Origin of the sequence: Rhodopseudomonas rhenobacensis (assembly GCF_014203125.1) — a bacterium.
Lineage (GTDB): Bacteria > Pseudomonadota > Alphaproteobacteria > Rhizobiales > Xanthobacteraceae > Rhodopseudomonas_A > Rhodopseudomonas_A rhenobacensis.
On record NZ_JACHIH010000002.1, the window covers coordinates 64,829 to 79,787 of the forward strand.

At 65.9% G+C, this 14,959-nt stretch carries 15 protein-coding genes and 1 tRNA gene; 12 read left to right on the top strand and 4 right to left on the bottom strand.

Translation table 11 applies throughout. The annotated features are described in order from the left end of the window. Positions 1-92 precede the first annotated feature (92 nt). From HNR60_RS02205 to HNR60_RS02215, 3 genes are all read left to right on the top strand, one after another. Complete coding sequence (locus HNR60_RS02205; protein WP_184253833.1) at positions 93-2,216, top strand: sodium-translocating pyrophosphatase; 2,124 nt, start codon at positions 93-95, stop codon at positions 2,214-2,216. Between the two features lie 186 nt (positions 2,217-2,402). Next, positions 2,403-2,561, top strand: a complete 159-nt coding sequence (locus tag HNR60_RS02210) for a hypothetical protein (RefSeq protein WP_184253835.1) — start codon at positions 2,403-2,405, stop codon at positions 2,559-2,561. Between the two features lie 164 nt (positions 2,562-2,725). Continuing rightward, complete coding sequence (locus tag HNR60_RS02215) at positions 2,726-5,191, top strand: TonB-dependent receptor (RefSeq protein ID WP_246432782.1); 2,466 nt, start codon at positions 2,726-2,728, stop codon at positions 5,189-5,191. 160 nt (positions 5,192-5,351) lie between these two features. Here the strand turns inward: HNR60_RS02215 and HNR60_RS02220 are convergent, their stop codons facing one another. Then, positions 5,352-6,710: an ATP-binding protein gene (locus HNR60_RS02220; protein ID WP_184254343.1), complete on the bottom strand. Its 1,359-nt coding sequence runs from the start codon at positions 6,708-6,710 to the stop codon at positions 5,352-5,354. A 159-nt stretch (positions 6,711-6,869) separates the two neighbouring features. Here HNR60_RS02220 and HNR60_RS02225 point away from each other — a divergent pair, with 159 nt between their 5' ends. Then, a complete protein-coding gene (locus HNR60_RS02225) occupies positions 6,870-7,511 on the top strand; it encodes a response regulator transcription factor (RefSeq protein WP_184253837.1) in 642 nt (213 codons plus the stop codon). On the opposite strand, the gene HNR60_RS02230 is transcribed toward HNR60_RS02225, so the two are convergent. Next, entirely contained in the window at positions 7,498-7,983 is a 486-nt protein-coding gene (locus HNR60_RS02230; protein ID WP_184253839.1) for an outer membrane protein assembly factor BamE, read from the bottom strand. The two genes, HNR60_RS02225 and HNR60_RS02230, sit on opposite strands and share 14 nt — an antisense overlap. A gap of 107 nt (positions 7,984-8,090) precedes the next feature. Between HNR60_RS02230 and HNR60_RS02235 the strand changes: the two genes are divergently transcribed. The 8 genes from HNR60_RS02235 (at position 8,091) to HNR60_RS02270 (ending at position 13,668) form a co-directional block, all read left to right on the top strand. Then, positions 8,091-8,642, top strand: a complete 552-nt coding sequence (locus HNR60_RS02235) for a ubiquinol-cytochrome C chaperone family protein (protein WP_184254345.1) — start codon at positions 8,091-8,093, stop codon at positions 8,640-8,642. A 26-nt stretch (positions 8,643-8,668) separates the two neighbouring features. Then, positions 8,669-9,250 carry a DUF177 domain-containing protein gene (locus HNR60_RS02240; RefSeq protein WP_184253841.1) on the top strand — a complete coding sequence of 194 codons (582 nt, stop codon included), beginning with the start codon at positions 8,669-8,671 and terminating at the stop codon, positions 9,248-9,250. Between the two features lie 274 nt (positions 9,251-9,524). Beyond that, positions 9,525-10,586 (top strand): phosphate acyltransferase PlsX, encoded by a 1,062-nt coding sequence (gene plsX / locus HNR60_RS02245; RefSeq protein WP_184253843.1) that lies wholly within the window; start codon positions 9,525-9,527, stop codon positions 10,584-10,586. Continuing rightward, positions 10,583-11,560, top strand: a complete 978-nt coding sequence (locus tag HNR60_RS02250) for a beta-ketoacyl-ACP synthase 3 (protein ID WP_184253845.1) — start codon at positions 10,583-10,585, stop codon at positions 11,558-11,560. Before plsX ends, HNR60_RS02250 begins: the two co-directional genes overlap by 4 nt. Before the next feature lie 131 nt (positions 11,561-11,691). Further along, the gene (locus HNR60_RS02255) at positions 11,692-12,018 is read left to right on the top strand and encodes an integration host factor subunit alpha (RefSeq protein WP_184253847.1); all 327 of its coding nucleotides are present in this window, start codon (positions 11,692-11,694) and stop codon (positions 12,016-12,018) included. 14 nt (positions 12,019-12,032) lie between these two features. Then, positions 12,033-12,809 carry a MerR family transcriptional regulator gene (locus HNR60_RS02260; protein WP_184254347.1) on the top strand — a complete coding sequence of 259 codons (777 nt, stop codon included), beginning with the start codon at positions 12,033-12,035 and terminating at the stop codon, positions 12,807-12,809. 108 nt (positions 12,810-12,917) lie between these two features. After that, a tRNA-Pro gene (locus HNR60_RS02265) sits at positions 12,918-12,995 on the top strand. A 190-nt stretch (positions 12,996-13,185) separates the two neighbouring features. Further along, entirely contained in the window at positions 13,186-13,668 is a 483-nt protein-coding gene (locus HNR60_RS02270) for a hypothetical protein (RefSeq protein ID WP_184253849.1), read from the top strand. 226 nt (positions 13,669-13,894) lie between these two features. On the opposite strand, the gene HNR60_RS02275 is transcribed toward HNR60_RS02270, so the two are convergent. Together HNR60_RS02275 and HNR60_RS02280 are read right to left on the bottom strand one after the other, a co-directional pair. Continuing rightward, on the bottom strand, positions 13,895-14,293 hold the full coding sequence (locus HNR60_RS02275; RefSeq protein WP_184253851.1) for a hypothetical protein: 399 nt from the start codon (positions 14,291-14,293) through the stop codon (positions 13,895-13,897). Between the two features lie 238 nt (positions 14,294-14,531). Then, positions 14,532-14,846 carry a hypothetical protein gene (locus HNR60_RS02280; protein WP_184253853.1) on the bottom strand — a complete coding sequence of 105 codons (315 nt, stop codon included), beginning with the start codon at positions 14,844-14,846 and terminating at the stop codon, positions 14,532-14,534. Between the last annotated feature and the right edge of the window lie 113 nt (positions 14,847-14,959).

Below are 14,959 nucleotides of genomic sequence, written 5' to 3' on the forward strand. Positions count from 1 at the left end.
CGCCCATTGTGCAGAGCGAGCCTTATTTTTGTGCGTCCTCCGCTCCCGCGGAATTGGACGCGGGGCAAGTCCAAGGACCTGAGGCAAAATCAATGACAGCATTATGGGTGATTGTGCTCTGCGGGGCGCTTTCCATTGTCTACGCCATCTGGGCGACGTCGTCGGTGCTGAGCGCCGACGCCGGCAACCCGCGGATGCAGGAAATCGCCGCGGCGGTGCGTGAAGGCGCGCAGGCCTATCTGAAGCGGCAATATATGACCATCGGCCTGGTCGGCATCGTGATCTTCGCGCTGCTTTACTACTTCCTCGGCGTGCTGGTCGCCGTGGGCTTCCTTATCGGCGCCATCCTGTCGGGGGCCGCGGGCTTCATCGGCATGAACGTGTCGGTGCGCGCCAACGTCCGTACCGCGCAGGCCGCGACCATCTCGCTGGCCGGCGGCCTCGAGCTGGCCTTCAAGGCCGGCGCGATCACCGGCATGCTGGTGGCGGGTCTGGCGCTCTTGGGCGTCACCATCTACTTCGCGTTCCTGACGCACTATCTCGGGCTGACCGCCAACAGCCGCACCGTGGTCGACGCGCTGGTCGCGCTCGGCTTCGGCGCCTCGCTGATCTCGATCTTCGCCCGGCTCGGCGGCGGCATCTTCACCAAGGGTGCGGACGTCGGCGGCGATCTGGTCGGCAAGGTCGAAGCCGGCATCCCGGAAGACGATCCGCGCAACCCGGCCACCATCGCCGACAACGTCGGTGACAACGTCGGCGACTGCGCCGGCATGGCCGCCGACTTGTTCGAGACCTATGCGGTGACCGCGGTCGCCACCATGGTGCTGGCTGCGATCTTCTTCGCCAACGCGCCCGACCTGCTGGTCAACATGATGACCTTGCCGCTCGCCATCGGCGGCGCCTGCATCCTGACCTCGATCGCCGGCACCTTCTTCGTCAAGCTCGGTGCCTCGCAGTCGATCATGGGCGCTTTGTACAAGGGCCTGATCGCCACCGGCGTGCTGTCGCTGTTCGCGGTCGCCGGCGTGATCTACACGCTGGTCGGCTTCGGCAAGCTCACCGGCGTGCCCTACACCGGCCTGGCGCTGTTCGAATGCGGCGTGGTCGGTCTCGCCGTCACCGGCCTGATCATCTGGATCACCGAATACTACACCGGCACCGACTTCCGCCCGGTGAAGTCGATCGCCCAGGCGTCGGTCACCGGCCACGGCACCAACGTGATCCAGGGCCTCGCCATCTCGATGGAATCCACCGCCGCTCCGGCGATGGTGATCATCGCCGGCATCCTGGTGACCTACAGCCTCGCCGGGCTGTTCGGCATCGCCATTGCCACCACCACGATGCTGGCCCTGGCCGGCATGATCGTGGCGCTCGACGCCTTCGGCCCGGTCACCGACAATGCCGGCGGCATTGCCGAAATGGCTGGTCTGCCCAAGGAAGTCCGCAAGGCCACCGACGCGCTCGACGCCGTCGGCAACACCACCAAGGCGGTCACCAAGGGCTACGCGATCGGCTCCGCCGGTCTCGGCGCGCTGGTGCTGTTCGCGGCCTATAACGAAGACTTGAAATACTTCACCGCCAATTCGGCGCAGTTCCCCTACTTCAAGGACGTGCTGCCGGACTTCGCGCTGACCAACCCCTACGTCGTGGTCGGCCTGCTGTTCGGCGGCCTGCTGCCGTACCTGTTCGGCGCGATGGGCATGACCGCGGTCGGCCGCGCCGCCGGCGCGATCGTCGAGGAAGTGCGTCGTCAGTTCCGCGAGAAGCCGGGCATCATGAAGGGCACCGACAAGCCGGATTACGGCCGCGCGGTCGACCTTCTGACCAAGGCGGCGATCAAGGAGATGATCATCCCGTCGCTGCTGCCGGTGCTGTCTCCGGTGGTGGTGTATTTCGCGATCTACTTCATCGCGGGCGGCGGAGCGGCCGGCAAGTCGGCGGCGTTCTCCGCGGTCGGCGCCATGCTGCTCGGCGTGATCGTCACCGGCCTGTTCGTCGCGATCTCGATGACCTCGGGCGGCGGCGCCTGGGACAACGCCAAGAAGTACATCGAGGACGGCCATTTCGGCGGCAAGGGCTCCGACGCCCATAAGGCCGCGGTGACCGGCGACACCGTCGGCGATCCCTACAAGGACACCGCGGGTCCCGCGGTCAACCCGATGATCAAGATCACCAACATCGTGGCCTTGCTGCTGCTGGCGGTCCTGGCGCACTGAGCCTACGAACTTCGAGTGAGACAAAGCCCCGCGGTGCAAGCCGCGGGGCTTTTTCGTTGTAGCCCGGATGAAGCGTAGCGAAATCCGGGGCGGGGTTTGCCGAGCCGTCGTCCCGGATTGCGCTGCGCTCCATCCGGGCTACAGGTTTCCGACGCCACTTTTCCGACGATCAAAAGGGGTCAACCGATGTCGCTGTCATCCGCCAAGAATTTCGCCCTGCGCGCCGCCAAGGCGCAGGACCAGAAGGAGGCCGTCGAGCTGCTGTCGAAGGCAATCCTGGAGCTGGCGAGTTCGATCGAGGCGACCGACGCCAAGCTGAAGCAGGCCAACAAGGCCAAGGGTTAGCTCGGACCGCCAAACTCGGAGCATGACCACGCGCGAACCGATCGGGAAAATGTCCCGATATTTCTGGAATATTTCCCGAGGTTCGGGAGCCGTTTCTGTTGCGCAACCGTGAGCTGTTTTGCACTCTGCCCTGACAATAATCCTCAACCAAGGGGACGTGGGGCATGAGTGGGCGGACATCGCAGGGGCGGGTGATGTGGCGGGGGACGGCACGGCGGGCCGGATTGACCGCGGTGGTGATGGCCACGGCGACGGCCGCGGCGATGCTGCCGCAGGCCGGTTGGGCGCAGGAACGGCTTCCGGAAATCCAGGTGATTTCCAACACCCCGCTGCCGGGCTCCGGCATCGACCGCGACAAGATTCCGTCGATGGTCTCCTCGGTCACCGCCGCCGATTTCGAGCGCAGCTACTCGCAGAACGTCACCGACACGCTGTTCCAGCGGATCCCGGGCGTGACGCTGTCGGACCCCAACGGCAACAGCGTGCAGCAGGAGATCCGCTATCGCGGCTTTGCGGCGTCACCGCTGCAGGGCACCCCGCAGGGCCTCGCGGTCTATATGAACGGCGTGCGGCTCAACGAATCGTTCGGCGACACGGTGAACTGGGACCTGATCCCGACCAACGCCATCAGCCGCGCCGACGTCTTCACCAACAACCCGGTGTTCGGTCTCAACGCGCTCGGCGGCGCGATCAGCCTGCAGACCAAGAACGGCTTCACCTATCAGGGCCTCGAAGTCGAAGGCCAGGGCGGCTCGTTCGGCCGGCTGCAGGGCGCCATGCAATACGGCGTCGAGAGCGGCAACTGGAGCACCTATATCGCCGCCCAGGCGATGACCGACAACGGCTGGCGGCAGGCGTCGCCGGCCAAGATCGGCCGGTTCTACGGCGACGTCGGCTGGCGCGACGATCGCGCCGAGCTGCATCTGTTCGGCTCGGTGGCGTCGAACTCGTTCGGCGTGGCGGCGGCGACGCCGATCCAGATGCTCAATCGCAACTGGAGCTCGGTGTACACCACGCCGCAGACCACCAACAACGACATGGCGATGATCGGGCTGAACGGCAAATACGCACTGACCGAGGCCTGGACGCTGCAGGGCAATGTGTATGGCCGGTTCTTCCGGCAGAGCCACGTCGACGGCAACGATGCCGACATCGAGCGCTGCAGCAATTCGTCGTCGTTTCCCGGCCAGCTTTGTCTCGAGGACGACGGCTTTCCGCGACCCAGCCCGTTCACCGGCCCCGCGGCGCTGGCGTTCCGCAATCAGTTCGTGATCCTCAACGCCAACAACCAGCCGATCCCGTGCCCGCCCGGCCCGGGCAACACCTGCTCGCCGGTGCCCTACGGCAGCATCGACCGCACCAGCACCGACTCCGATACGTTCGGCGGATCGCTGCAAGCCACCAATGAGCAGCGCCTGTTCGATCACGGCAATCGCTTCGTGGTCGGCGGCAGCATCGACCGCGGCAGCACCGCGTTCGGCGCCAACAGCACGCTGGGCTACATCTATCCCGACCTCAGTGTCGGCCTCAATCCGGCGATCCCGGGCAACGGCCAGATCATCCACACGCTCGGCAATCTCGGCTACACGCCGGTCGGCATCGACACCAAGAACACCTATTATGGCCTGTTCACCACCGACACCTTCGACATCACCGAGAAGCTCGCCGTCACCGGCGGCGCGCGCTACAATCTGGCGAAGATCTCGGTGCGCGACGTGCTCGGCACCAGCCCCGACCTCAACAGCGATTCCACCTTCAGCCGGCTCAACCCGCTGGTCGGCCTGACCTACAAGATCGTGCCGGCGCTGTCGGTCTATGGCGGCTATTCGGAATCCAACCGCGCGCCGACGCCTTTGGAGCTAGGCTGTTCCAATCCGTCGAAGCCCTGCCTGCTGGAGAGTTTCCTGGTGTCGGACCCGCCGCTCGATCAGGTGGTCGGCCACACCTATGAGTTCGGCTTCCGCGGCAACTCTGCGCTCGGCGGCGGCGTGCTGGACTGGAAGGCGGGGCTGTTCCGCACCGACAGCGACAACGACATCATCACGCTGGCGAGCACGATCCAGGGCCGCGGCTATTATCAGAACGTGCCGCAGACCCGGCGGCAGGGCGCGGAATTGTCCGCGGAGTACAAATCCAGCGAATGGCTGGTGTACGCCGGCTACAGCTATATCGACGCCACCTATCGGTTCGAGGGCGACATCGCCTCGCCGAACAATCCCGCCTCCGACGACGAGGGCAATATCCACGTGGTGTCGGGCAACCGGATTCCCGGCATCCCGCAGCATCAGTTCAAGGCCGGCTTCGACTATCTGGTGACGCCGCAATGGAAGATCGGCGCCGACGTGGTCGCGGTCGGGCAGCAGCATTTCGTCGGCGACGACGCCAACCAGAACGACAAGCTGCCGGGCTATGCGGTGGTCAATCTGCACACCTCGTATCAGCTGACCAGCAACATCACGGTGTTTGGCGTCATCAACAACCTGTTCGACAACAAATACGCGCTGTACGGCACCTATTTCGAGCCGTCGGGCACCGCCAAGGCCGGGCTGCCGATCACGCTGAGCGATCAGCGCACCGAAGTGCCCGGCGCGCCGTTCACGATCTATGGCGGCATCCGGGTGAAGCTGTAGTTATTTGTCATTGCGAGCCGAGGACGGCGCGCAGCACCGGCCGAGTAGCGAAGCAATCCAGGGGCCTCTCGTGCAGCCCCTGGATTGCTTCGTCGCAAGAGCTCCTTGCAATGACGGATTGAGACGTCCGAATCCGTGGGGCGCTCGTTGCGGCAGACGCTCAGCCCACGGCGCCGAGCGGGATGACGGCTTCCACCGTCAACCCGCGATCGGCCGACTCCATGGTCATGCGACCGCCGAGCGCCAGCACCCGCTCGCGCATTCCGATCAGGCCGTGGCCGAGCTTGTGATCGGCCGGCAGGCCCTTGCCGTCGTCCTGCACCCGGACCACGACATTGCGCGGCGTCGTTGCGGAGGCCGGCGTGGGTTCGACACTCACCGCCACCTGGCTCGCGGTGGCGTGGCGAAACGCGTTGGTCAGCGCCTCCTGCACCACGCGATACACCGTGAGTTCGACGATCTCACTGGCGTCCAGCGGCGCGATCGACAGCGCGACGCCGACGCCGGGATGCGCCTCGCGCCACAGCCGCGCCAACGCCTGCAAGGCTTCGCGCAAGCCCAGCTCGGACAGCCCGGCCGGCCGCAGCCGCTCCAGCACCCGGCGGTTGGATTGCTGCAATGCGTTGACCTGCTCCAGCATCGCCGCGCCGTGGCGCTGCAGCGCCGCAAGATCGGGGGCGGGCGCCTCGGCGATCCGCAGCGTCGCGGTGGCATGGGCGCGCAGCGCGAACAGGAACGGGCCGAACTCGTCGTGCAGTTCGCGCGCCAGTTCCTTGCGCTCGACGTCCTGCAGCGACACCACGCGCGCCGCCAGCCGGCGCTTGTCCTCGATCGCCTCGCCGAGCGTCGCGGCAAGATGATTGAGCTTGGCACAGATCGCCGCCAGTTCCGGCGGACCGTCCGGCTCGACCCGGGTCTGGTAGTCGCCGGCCTCGATCCTGGTCATCGCGGCGGCCAGCCATCCGATCGGCGCCAGCGCGCGATTGACCACCGCCATCGTCAGCAGCAATAGCAGCACGGCGATCGCGGCGCCGATTTCCAATTGGGTGACGATGCCGTCCCAGATTTCCGTCATCTCGTCGATCGGATGCGAAGTGATCACCAGCGCGCCCAGCGACTGCCCGTTGACCTCGACCGGCACCCGCAGCGTGGTCTGTTGCGGGTGGACTAAGCGAACGAACCAGGCCGGTAGTTCCGTGGTCTCAGGATCGGGCAATCGCGGCTGATGTCGTTGCGCCGCGCTGCCACCCTCGGCCTCGCGGCTGATGCTGATGTGGCGCAGCCGGCTGAGGTCGTCGATGATGTAGGCCAGCCGCGCCGCGGGATCGGGAGAATCGCCCAGCCCGGCGATCAGAGTCTGGACGAATTCGCGGCCCAGCCGCACCACGCTGTTGTCTTCGGCCTGGATCCGGGGCGCGGCTTCGAGCAGCAGCCGGGCGATGTTGAGCGCGAGCCCCAACACCAGCAGCAGCGCCAGCAGCGCGTTCAACCGGCCCCGCAACGACAGCGTTCGCCACATCATTCCGCTCCGCGCTTACCGCTCTGCACCATCGACAACCGTTGACAGGCAAATCGGCTGCTCTCTAACTTCCAAGCTACACTAGCTCGTTCGGCTCCGAAGGCGATGGGCCGTGCGCAGGACCGAGCCGCAAAGCGGCCGGGACGAGGGATGAGGCCGATGCGTGTGCTGATCGTCGATGACCATCCGATCGTCGCATCCGGCTGCCGGGCGCTGTTCTTCGGCGAGCCGGATATCGTCGTATTGGAAGCCGGCGACGCCGACAGCGGCGAGCAGCGGTACATCGCCGAGCGGCCCGATGTCTGCGTGGTCGATATCAATCTGCCGGGGGTGTCGGGCTACGAATTGGCCCGGCGGCTTCTGGCGCGCGACCCCGGCGCGCGGATCATCATGTTCAGCATGAACGACGATCCGGCGTTCGCCGCCCGCGCCATCGAGGCCGGCGCCAAGGGCTATGTGTCGAAATCCGGCGATCCCTGCGACCTCGATCGGGCGATCCGCGAGGTCGCCAAAGGCGGCGTGTTCCTGGCCCCGGCGATGGCGCGCAGCATCGCCTTCGGCGGCTCGGACAGCTTGCTCGATAAATTGTCGGCGCGGGAGATCGAGATTCTGCGGCTGCTCGCCGCCGGCAAGAGCCTGTCGGAGATCGCCTGGCTGGTGCGGGCGTCCTACAAGACGATCGCCAACACCGCCTCGCTGATGCGGCAGAAGCTCGGGGTCCGCTCCTCGGCCGATCTGGTCCGGCTGGCGATCGAGAACCGGCTCGGCGCCAGCGCCCGTTCGGTGGCTAGTGGAAGCTGATCAGCTTGAACAGCGGCGTCAGGTAGCTCAGCTCCTGGCCCGAGGTCGGCGTGGTGCGGCTGATGAAGTCGAAGATCCGGCCGTCCTGCAGGCCGTAATTGGCGATCCGCCGGACCTGGCGGTTCTGATCGAAATAGATCGCGATCACCCGCTGGTCGACCACCTTCTGCGGCATGAACGCCACCGGGCGCTCGGCGCGCTGCGAGATGTAGTAGAACACTTCGCCGCTCAGCGTGGCCACCGTGGAGGGCGTCCCCATCACGATCAGCACCTGGTCCTGGCTGGCGCCGATCGGAATCTGCTCCAGCGCCCCGCTGGGCAGGATATAGCCCTTCTGGAATTGTTCGGAGGTACAGCCGGGCAACGCCGCGCCAAGCAGCGCCACCGCGACCATCGGGCGCAAGCTGCGGCGCAACGCCGCAAAAGCTCGCGGAAATGCGCCGCGCGCGCGGTGTTCAATCGAAAGTGTCATTCGGCAGCGGGCCCCATCCCCTTGCATCGAGCACGGTGTTGCCGTACCCGGCAGCAATTCCCTTGGCAAGAGGTGCGACCGTCGCGGGCTCGCAGCAGGAACCCATCATCATGTGGCCGTTTGATCAATTCACCAATCCCAAGTCGCCGTCGCGCGGCACCATTGAAGCCATCTATGGCATGATCGTGGCGCAAGCGCGAGAACCGGCGTTTTACAAGACTTTGGGCGTGCAGGACTCGGTTAACGGGCGATTCGAGATGATCGTGCTGCATCTGTGGCTGGTGCTGCGGCAGGCCCGCCTGCAGTCCGACAACACCGCCTTCGGCCAGGCGCTGTTCGATTATTTCTGCAGCGATATGGACGCCAATCTGCGCGAGATGGGGGTCGGCGACCTCATCGTGCCGAAGCGGATGCAGAAGTTCGGCGAGGCGTTCTACGGCCGCGCCGCGGCCTACGACAGGGCGATGGCCGACGAGACCAACCCCCACGAGGCGATGGCCAAGGCGCTGTGCCGCAACGTGCTGAACGGCTTCGGGCTGGACAAGGCGCGGCAGCTGGAGGCCTATGTCGGCAACGCCGCAGCGACCCTGGCGCGGGTCGACGCTTCGGCGCTGCGCTCTGGCCACTGGCGATTCCCGCCGGCGATCGCCGCGGCCTGACGGCCCCTAGAATTCAGGATGATCCGATGACCGACTTGGCGAACCCGTGGAGCCTTCCGGTGGTGGTGGCGCAGATTCCCGAGATCGGGCTGCACCGCGACATCGAGGCCAACGCCAGCGAACGCGCCGCGATGGCGGAGCTCGGCGGGCTGCGCGAGATTCTGTCGGCGTCGGCGTCGTTCGACCTGACGCCGATCGTCGAGGGCAGGGTGCGGGTGGTGGGCCGGGTCCGGGCCCGGGTCGGCCAGACCTGCGTGGTGACGCTGGACCCGATCGAGAACGAGGTCGACGAGGCGATCGACCTGATCTTCGCGCCGCCGTCGCAGATTCCCGAAATGGCCGATCTGGTGGAGGACGATGCCGAGCCTGGCGCCGACGTCCCGGACCCGCCGGAGCCGATCGAGCGCGGCCTGATCGACATCGGCCGGGTCGCGACCGACGCGCTGTTTCTCGGCCTCGACCCATATCCCCGTAAGCCCGACGCGACGTTCGAGCCGCTGATCACCCCGGACGATCCCGAAGAACATCCGTTCGCCGCGCTGAAGGCGCTGCAGACCGCCCCGGCGGCGAAAAAGCCGAAAAAGACCCGCGACGGCGAGCCGCGCTGAGTCGCGCTGCGGGCGACCGGCGACGCTCGTTGCCCGCCGCGGCGCCGAAATCACACAATTGGCATGCTTTGAGCGGTAGAATACCGCCGTTGAGAGCGTCATGTTCGACTTAAAACGGGCGACCCCGGATGTTGTATCGGTCGGGAGAAACGTTATTGTCGCCGCCCTATGGGAGTGCGGCGCTGCGCTCCAACCATCGCCCCTAACGGGCGATACTCATTCGTCTGCGACCAAGCGCTATTAGGCCGCGACTTGTTAGGTTTCCGGAACGTTCATGTCCCAAAAGGTTCGAATCGCGCTTGACGCCATGGGCGGCGATTTCGGCGCTTCGGTCGTCGTTCCCGGCGCGGCTATTTCGCTTACCCGGCACCCCGACACCGAATTTTTGCTGTTTGGCGACAGCGCGCTGATCAACAAGCAGCTTGCCGCGCATCCGGCGCTGAAGGCCGTATCGCGGGTGATCCACACCGACGTCGCCGTCAGCATGCACGACAAGCCGAGCCAGGCGCTGCGCCGCGGCCGCAAGGTGTCGTCGATGTGGCTGGCGATCGAGGCGGTGAAGAAGGGCGAGGCCGACGTCGCGGTCTCCGCCGGCAACACCGGCGCCCTGATGGCGATGGCGCGATTCTGTCTGCGCACGCTGCCCGGCATCGACCGCCCGGCGATCGCCGCGATCTGGCCGACGGTGCGCGGCGATTCGGTGGTGCTGGATCTCGGCGCCACCATCGGTGGCGACGCCGAACACTTGAAGGCGCTGGCGGTGATGGGCAGCGCGATGGCCAGCGTGCTGTTCGACCTCGAGCGGCCGACCGTCGGGCTGCTGAATATCGGCGTCGAGGAAATCAAGGGCGGCGAGGAAATCCGAACCGCGGCCGAACTGTTGCGCGAAATGAACTCGCCGCAGTTCGAATTCATCGGCTTCGTCGAGGGCGACGGCATCGGCAAGGGCGCCGCCGACGTCATCGTCTCCGAAGGCTTCAGCGGCAACATCGCGCTGAAGGCCGCGGAGGGCACCGCGCGGCAGATCAACGAATATCTCAAGGCGGCGATGTCGCGGACCTGGCGCTCCAAGATCGGCTATCTGTTCGCCCGCGACGCGTTCCGCTCGCTGCGCGACAAGATGGACCCGAACAAGTCCAACGGCGGCGTGTTCCTGGGATTGAACGGGGTGGTGGTGAAAAGTCACGGCGGAACCAGCGCCGACGGCTTTGCCTATGCGGTCGATGTTGGCTATGACATGGTCCGCTACGATCTCCTGAACAAGATCAACCAAACGCTCAATCGCGGTGGCGGCGCCCTTGGTGGAACGCCGACCGCTCGGGAGGCTGTCTCGTGACTGTCACACGCTCGGTAGTGCTCGGCTGCGGTTCGTATTTGCCGGAGCGGATTCTGACCAACGCCGAACTGGCGGCCAAGGTCGACACCTCCGACGAGTGGATCGTCCAGCGCACCGGCATCAAGCAGCGCCACATCGCCGCCGAGGGCGAGTTCACCTCGCATCTGGCGATCAAGGCGGCGCAGGCCGCGCTCGACGACGCCGGCATCGATGCGCAGTCGATCGACCTGATCGTGCTCGCCACCTCGACCCCGGACAACACCTTTCCGGCCACCGCGGTCGCGGTGCAGGCCGCGCTCGGCATCCACCATGGCGCGGCGTTCGACCTGCAGGCGGTGTGCTCCGGCTTCGTGTTCGCGGTCGCCACCGCCGACAATTTTTTGCGCGGGGGGTCCTTCAAACGGGCGCTGGTGATCGGCGCGGAAACCTTTTCGCGGATTCTCGACTGGAATGATCGCGGCACCTGCGTGCTGTTCGGCGACGGCGCCGGCGCCGTCGTGTTGGAAGCGCAGCAGGGCTGGGGCACCAGCGTCGATCGCGGCGTGCTGACCACGCATCTGCGCTCCGACGGCCGCCACAAGTCGAAGCTCTATGTCGACGGCGGGCCGTCCTCGACCGGCACCGTCGGGCATCTGCGCATGGAAGGCCGCGAAGTTTTCAAGCACGCGGTCGGCATGATCACCGGGGTGATCATCGACGCCTTCGAGGCCAGCGGCACCACGCCGAAGGACATCGACTGGTTCGTGCCGCATCAGGCCAACAAGCGGATCATCGACGCCTCGGCGCACAAGCTGCACCTGGCGCCGGAGAAGGTGGTGCTGACGGTCGACCGCCACGGCAACACCTCGGCGGCGTCGATTCCGCTGGCGCTCGACACCGCGGTGAAGGACGGCCGCATCAAGAAGGGCAATCTGGTGTTGCTGGAAGCCATGGGCGGCGGCTTCACCTGGGGCTCGGCCTTGGTGCGTTGGTAAGCGTTTACGTCAAGTTCTGGCGACAGCACTTTGTATCTCCATGCGTTTGCATTGATGAGCGCTGTTGACCCAGCGTCGCTAACCTCTTAATTTCGATTGATGAATTTGTTCGCCGTGAGTTGGGGCAGGCGATGACCGGAACCGGAAAGACCGTGACACGCGTCGATCTGTGCGAAGCCGTCTACCAAAAGGTGGGGCTGTCGCGCACGGAATCGTCTGCGTTCGTCGAACTCGTATTGAAAGAGATCACCGACTGCCTGGAGAAAGGCGAGACGGTGAAGCTGTCGTCGTTCGGCTCGTTCATGGTGCGCAAGAAAGGCCAGCGAATCGGCCGTAACCCGAAGACCGGCACCGAGGTGCCGATCTCGCCGCGGCGGGTGATGGTGTTCAAACCATCGGCGATCCTGAAACAGCGGATCAACGCCAACGGCGCCGCGACCCCCACCAAGTCCGACTGATCGGGAGCATGCATTTGGACAAAGCGCCCGATGCATTCCGAACCATCAGCGAGGTCGCCGACGACCTCGACATTCCGCAGCACGTGCTGCGGTTCTGGGAAACCCGATTCGCCCAGATCAAGCCGATGAAGCGCAGCGGCGGCCGCCGCTATTATCGCCCCGACGACGTCGACCTGCTGCGCGGCATCCGCCGGCTGCTGTACGGCGAGGGCTACACCATCCGCGGCGTGCAGCGCATCCTGAAAGAGCAGGGCATCAAGGCGGTGCAGGGGCTGGCCAATGGCGGCGCCCGGCTGACGGCGCCGGATCCGCGCGATGTCGACCACGCGGCCGAATTCGATGACGCTGCGGCCCCCGAGGCCGATGTCGAGCGCGAGGAGGCGGCCGAGGAGCACGTCACCGCTGCGGTGCTGGTGCGGCGCGAGCCTGCGCTGGGACCGGCCCGTGCATCCTCCCTTGGACCCGCGCTTGGCCCCACCCTCGGCCCTGCTCTTGGATCGCCGCTGGGACCGCCAGCGGCGGCTGTCCGCCGCGAGCCGACGCTTGGACCGCTGCACGGTCCAGCCGCCCGCGAGCGGGAGCTGGCGCGTCGCGAGCCCGAGCTTGGCCCGCCGCTCGGGCCGGCGTTGCCGCGGCATGCCGAGGACGTCCGCCCCGCGGCGCAGCCGGCCGCCAGCGCGCGACGAGAACTCGATCTCGCCCGCTTGGAGACCGCGCTGCAGGATCTGGTCACCTGCAAGCAGATGCTCGACAACGCCTTCGAGGACAACTCGTCATCACCCCCGCTGTGATCGCCGGACGGCTCGCGCGGCAGCGATGACCGCGTTGGCGTGCAATTCGCTGCCTCGGTTCTTGCGCCCGGGCCGGAACGAAGCTACAGGAACGGGGCCGGTTGGCATCGGAGCGTAGCGCAGCCCGGTTAGCGCACTAGTCTGGGAGACTAGGGGTCGAAGGTTCAAATCCTTTCGCTCCGACCAATTCCATCAAGCTATCGCAATAGCTTGCGTCGTTATCCGGCGAAACGACATTCGGCAATTCAAAACCTCCGGCGACCCGCCATGGCGCGGAAACCGCCGCCGCGGCGCGGCAAATTTGACGCCGGTCACGGTGCAGGCGTGCGCAAGCTGGCATCGCTGAGCGCGGTCGTTGCGGCCCGCGGAGCAATCGATGATCTTCGCATTCAGTCTTCTGTTGAGCTACCTGTTCATCGGCCTGACCCGCGCGGCGCTCGGAATCACCGCGGAGCCGGGGCAGAAGCCGGCTTGGGTGTCGGACCGACCGCCGACCTTAAGCGTGGTGGCCGGCGCGGTGGTGAGCTGGCCGGCCGGCCGGATCGCCGAGGCGCGGCAAAGCAACCCCGACAACCCGCGCCGCGGCATCGCCTTTGCCGCGATGAACGCCGCGGTGGAGTTCACGTTGCTGGCGGTGCTGACCTGGGGCGCGCTCGAACTCGCGATCGCGCTGTCCGACAATCTTGTGGTCGAGATTCTGGTCGCGATCGTTCTGATCTTCCTGGTGCTGCGCTTTCTGCTGCCCATTGCCACTGTGAAACTCGCGCCGGCGATCACCATGCTCGGGCTGCTGTTGGACCGGATGTTTCCGCCGACGCAAGCTTCGGACAGCGGCGAGCGCGACCGGCCGTCGACATGACCGCATGCCGGGCGCACGGATCGGGCCGCCGAGACGCCACGGGCTGCTGGCCCGCAGCTGGGCCTGACGGGCTTGTGTGCTGGGGAAGGGCCGCACCCCATCGCGCCGGCGAGCGACCGTAACTCCCGTGCGCTCGCGCGACGGCTCATCGCTCGGCCGGCGTCAGGCGCGGCCAAGTTCGCTCGGCTTGCCGCTCACCGCGGCGCTCAGCGGAGACCGACCACCGTCAGCCGACGTTCTGCTGCTCCTCGTAGGTCCGGGAGGCCGATTTCGCGACCGACTCCACCTCCGCGGAGAAGCTGGCGGTGGCCTTGGTGCCGGCGTTCAGCACCTGCTGCTGATAGGCGTTGCCGTCTTCGATCAGCCGGCTCATCGCGCCGTTCAGCCAGTCCTGATACTCGCGGAACGCGTCCACCGGGGTGGCGGCTTCGCCGATTTTCCGCGCCGCCTCCAGCGCCGCGTGGGTTCCTTGCTGGCGACGCGCGAACCAGCCTTCGGAATATTGTCTCAGGCCGTTGAGGACGGCTTCCTGGCTCTCCCAAAATTTGACGCCGAGCGGGGCAATGGTTTTCAAGGTCGCTGTCGGCTGCAGGATATTCGGGAACAACAACACGCTATCGTTCATGACCGTTCTCCATCCGCGATCGGGTGCTGATAGTAACGAGCGAAGGATAACGCCGACCCATCTTGGCGGATGTGCAGTATGGTACAGGTCGCAGAAATTTGAGCGATCGGCAGGCCGCGCACGCACGCATGAAAAAGCCGCCCGTTGCGGGCGGCTCTTGAGACTCTGAACTAACAAGCCGACGTATCTATCGGAGCAATGTCAGGCTGCGCTCACTGCGACACAGTGCCGCGAGAAGTTAGTTCCGTTTGAACAGCCCGGTGACGGCGGCGGGGCTCGGCAATTTGGCCGCCAGGCCCGGCACGAAGATCAGCGCGGCGATGCCGGCGGCGAGCAGGGTGGGGAGCAGATCGTATTGCGCGATCCCGGAGACGATCCACAGCGCGACGAACAGCGCGACCAGTTCCGCCGCCAGATAGGCCAGCACGGTGAGGAAGCCCTGCTGCGTCGATTTGATCGTGGGCGCAAAATTCGTCACCACGAGGCTGAACAGCAGCACCACGATGACGGCGAGAAAGATGGACGACAGCACGTCCACGACGGTTAGCAGCATGACGATCCCCTCAACTGTCCACGATGGTTGACATCAGCATAGGACGATTCTGACAGTCGGGAAAGCGCCTTGCCGGCGCGCTCGGGCGTTGGATTTGCAGCGTTTTTGCGACG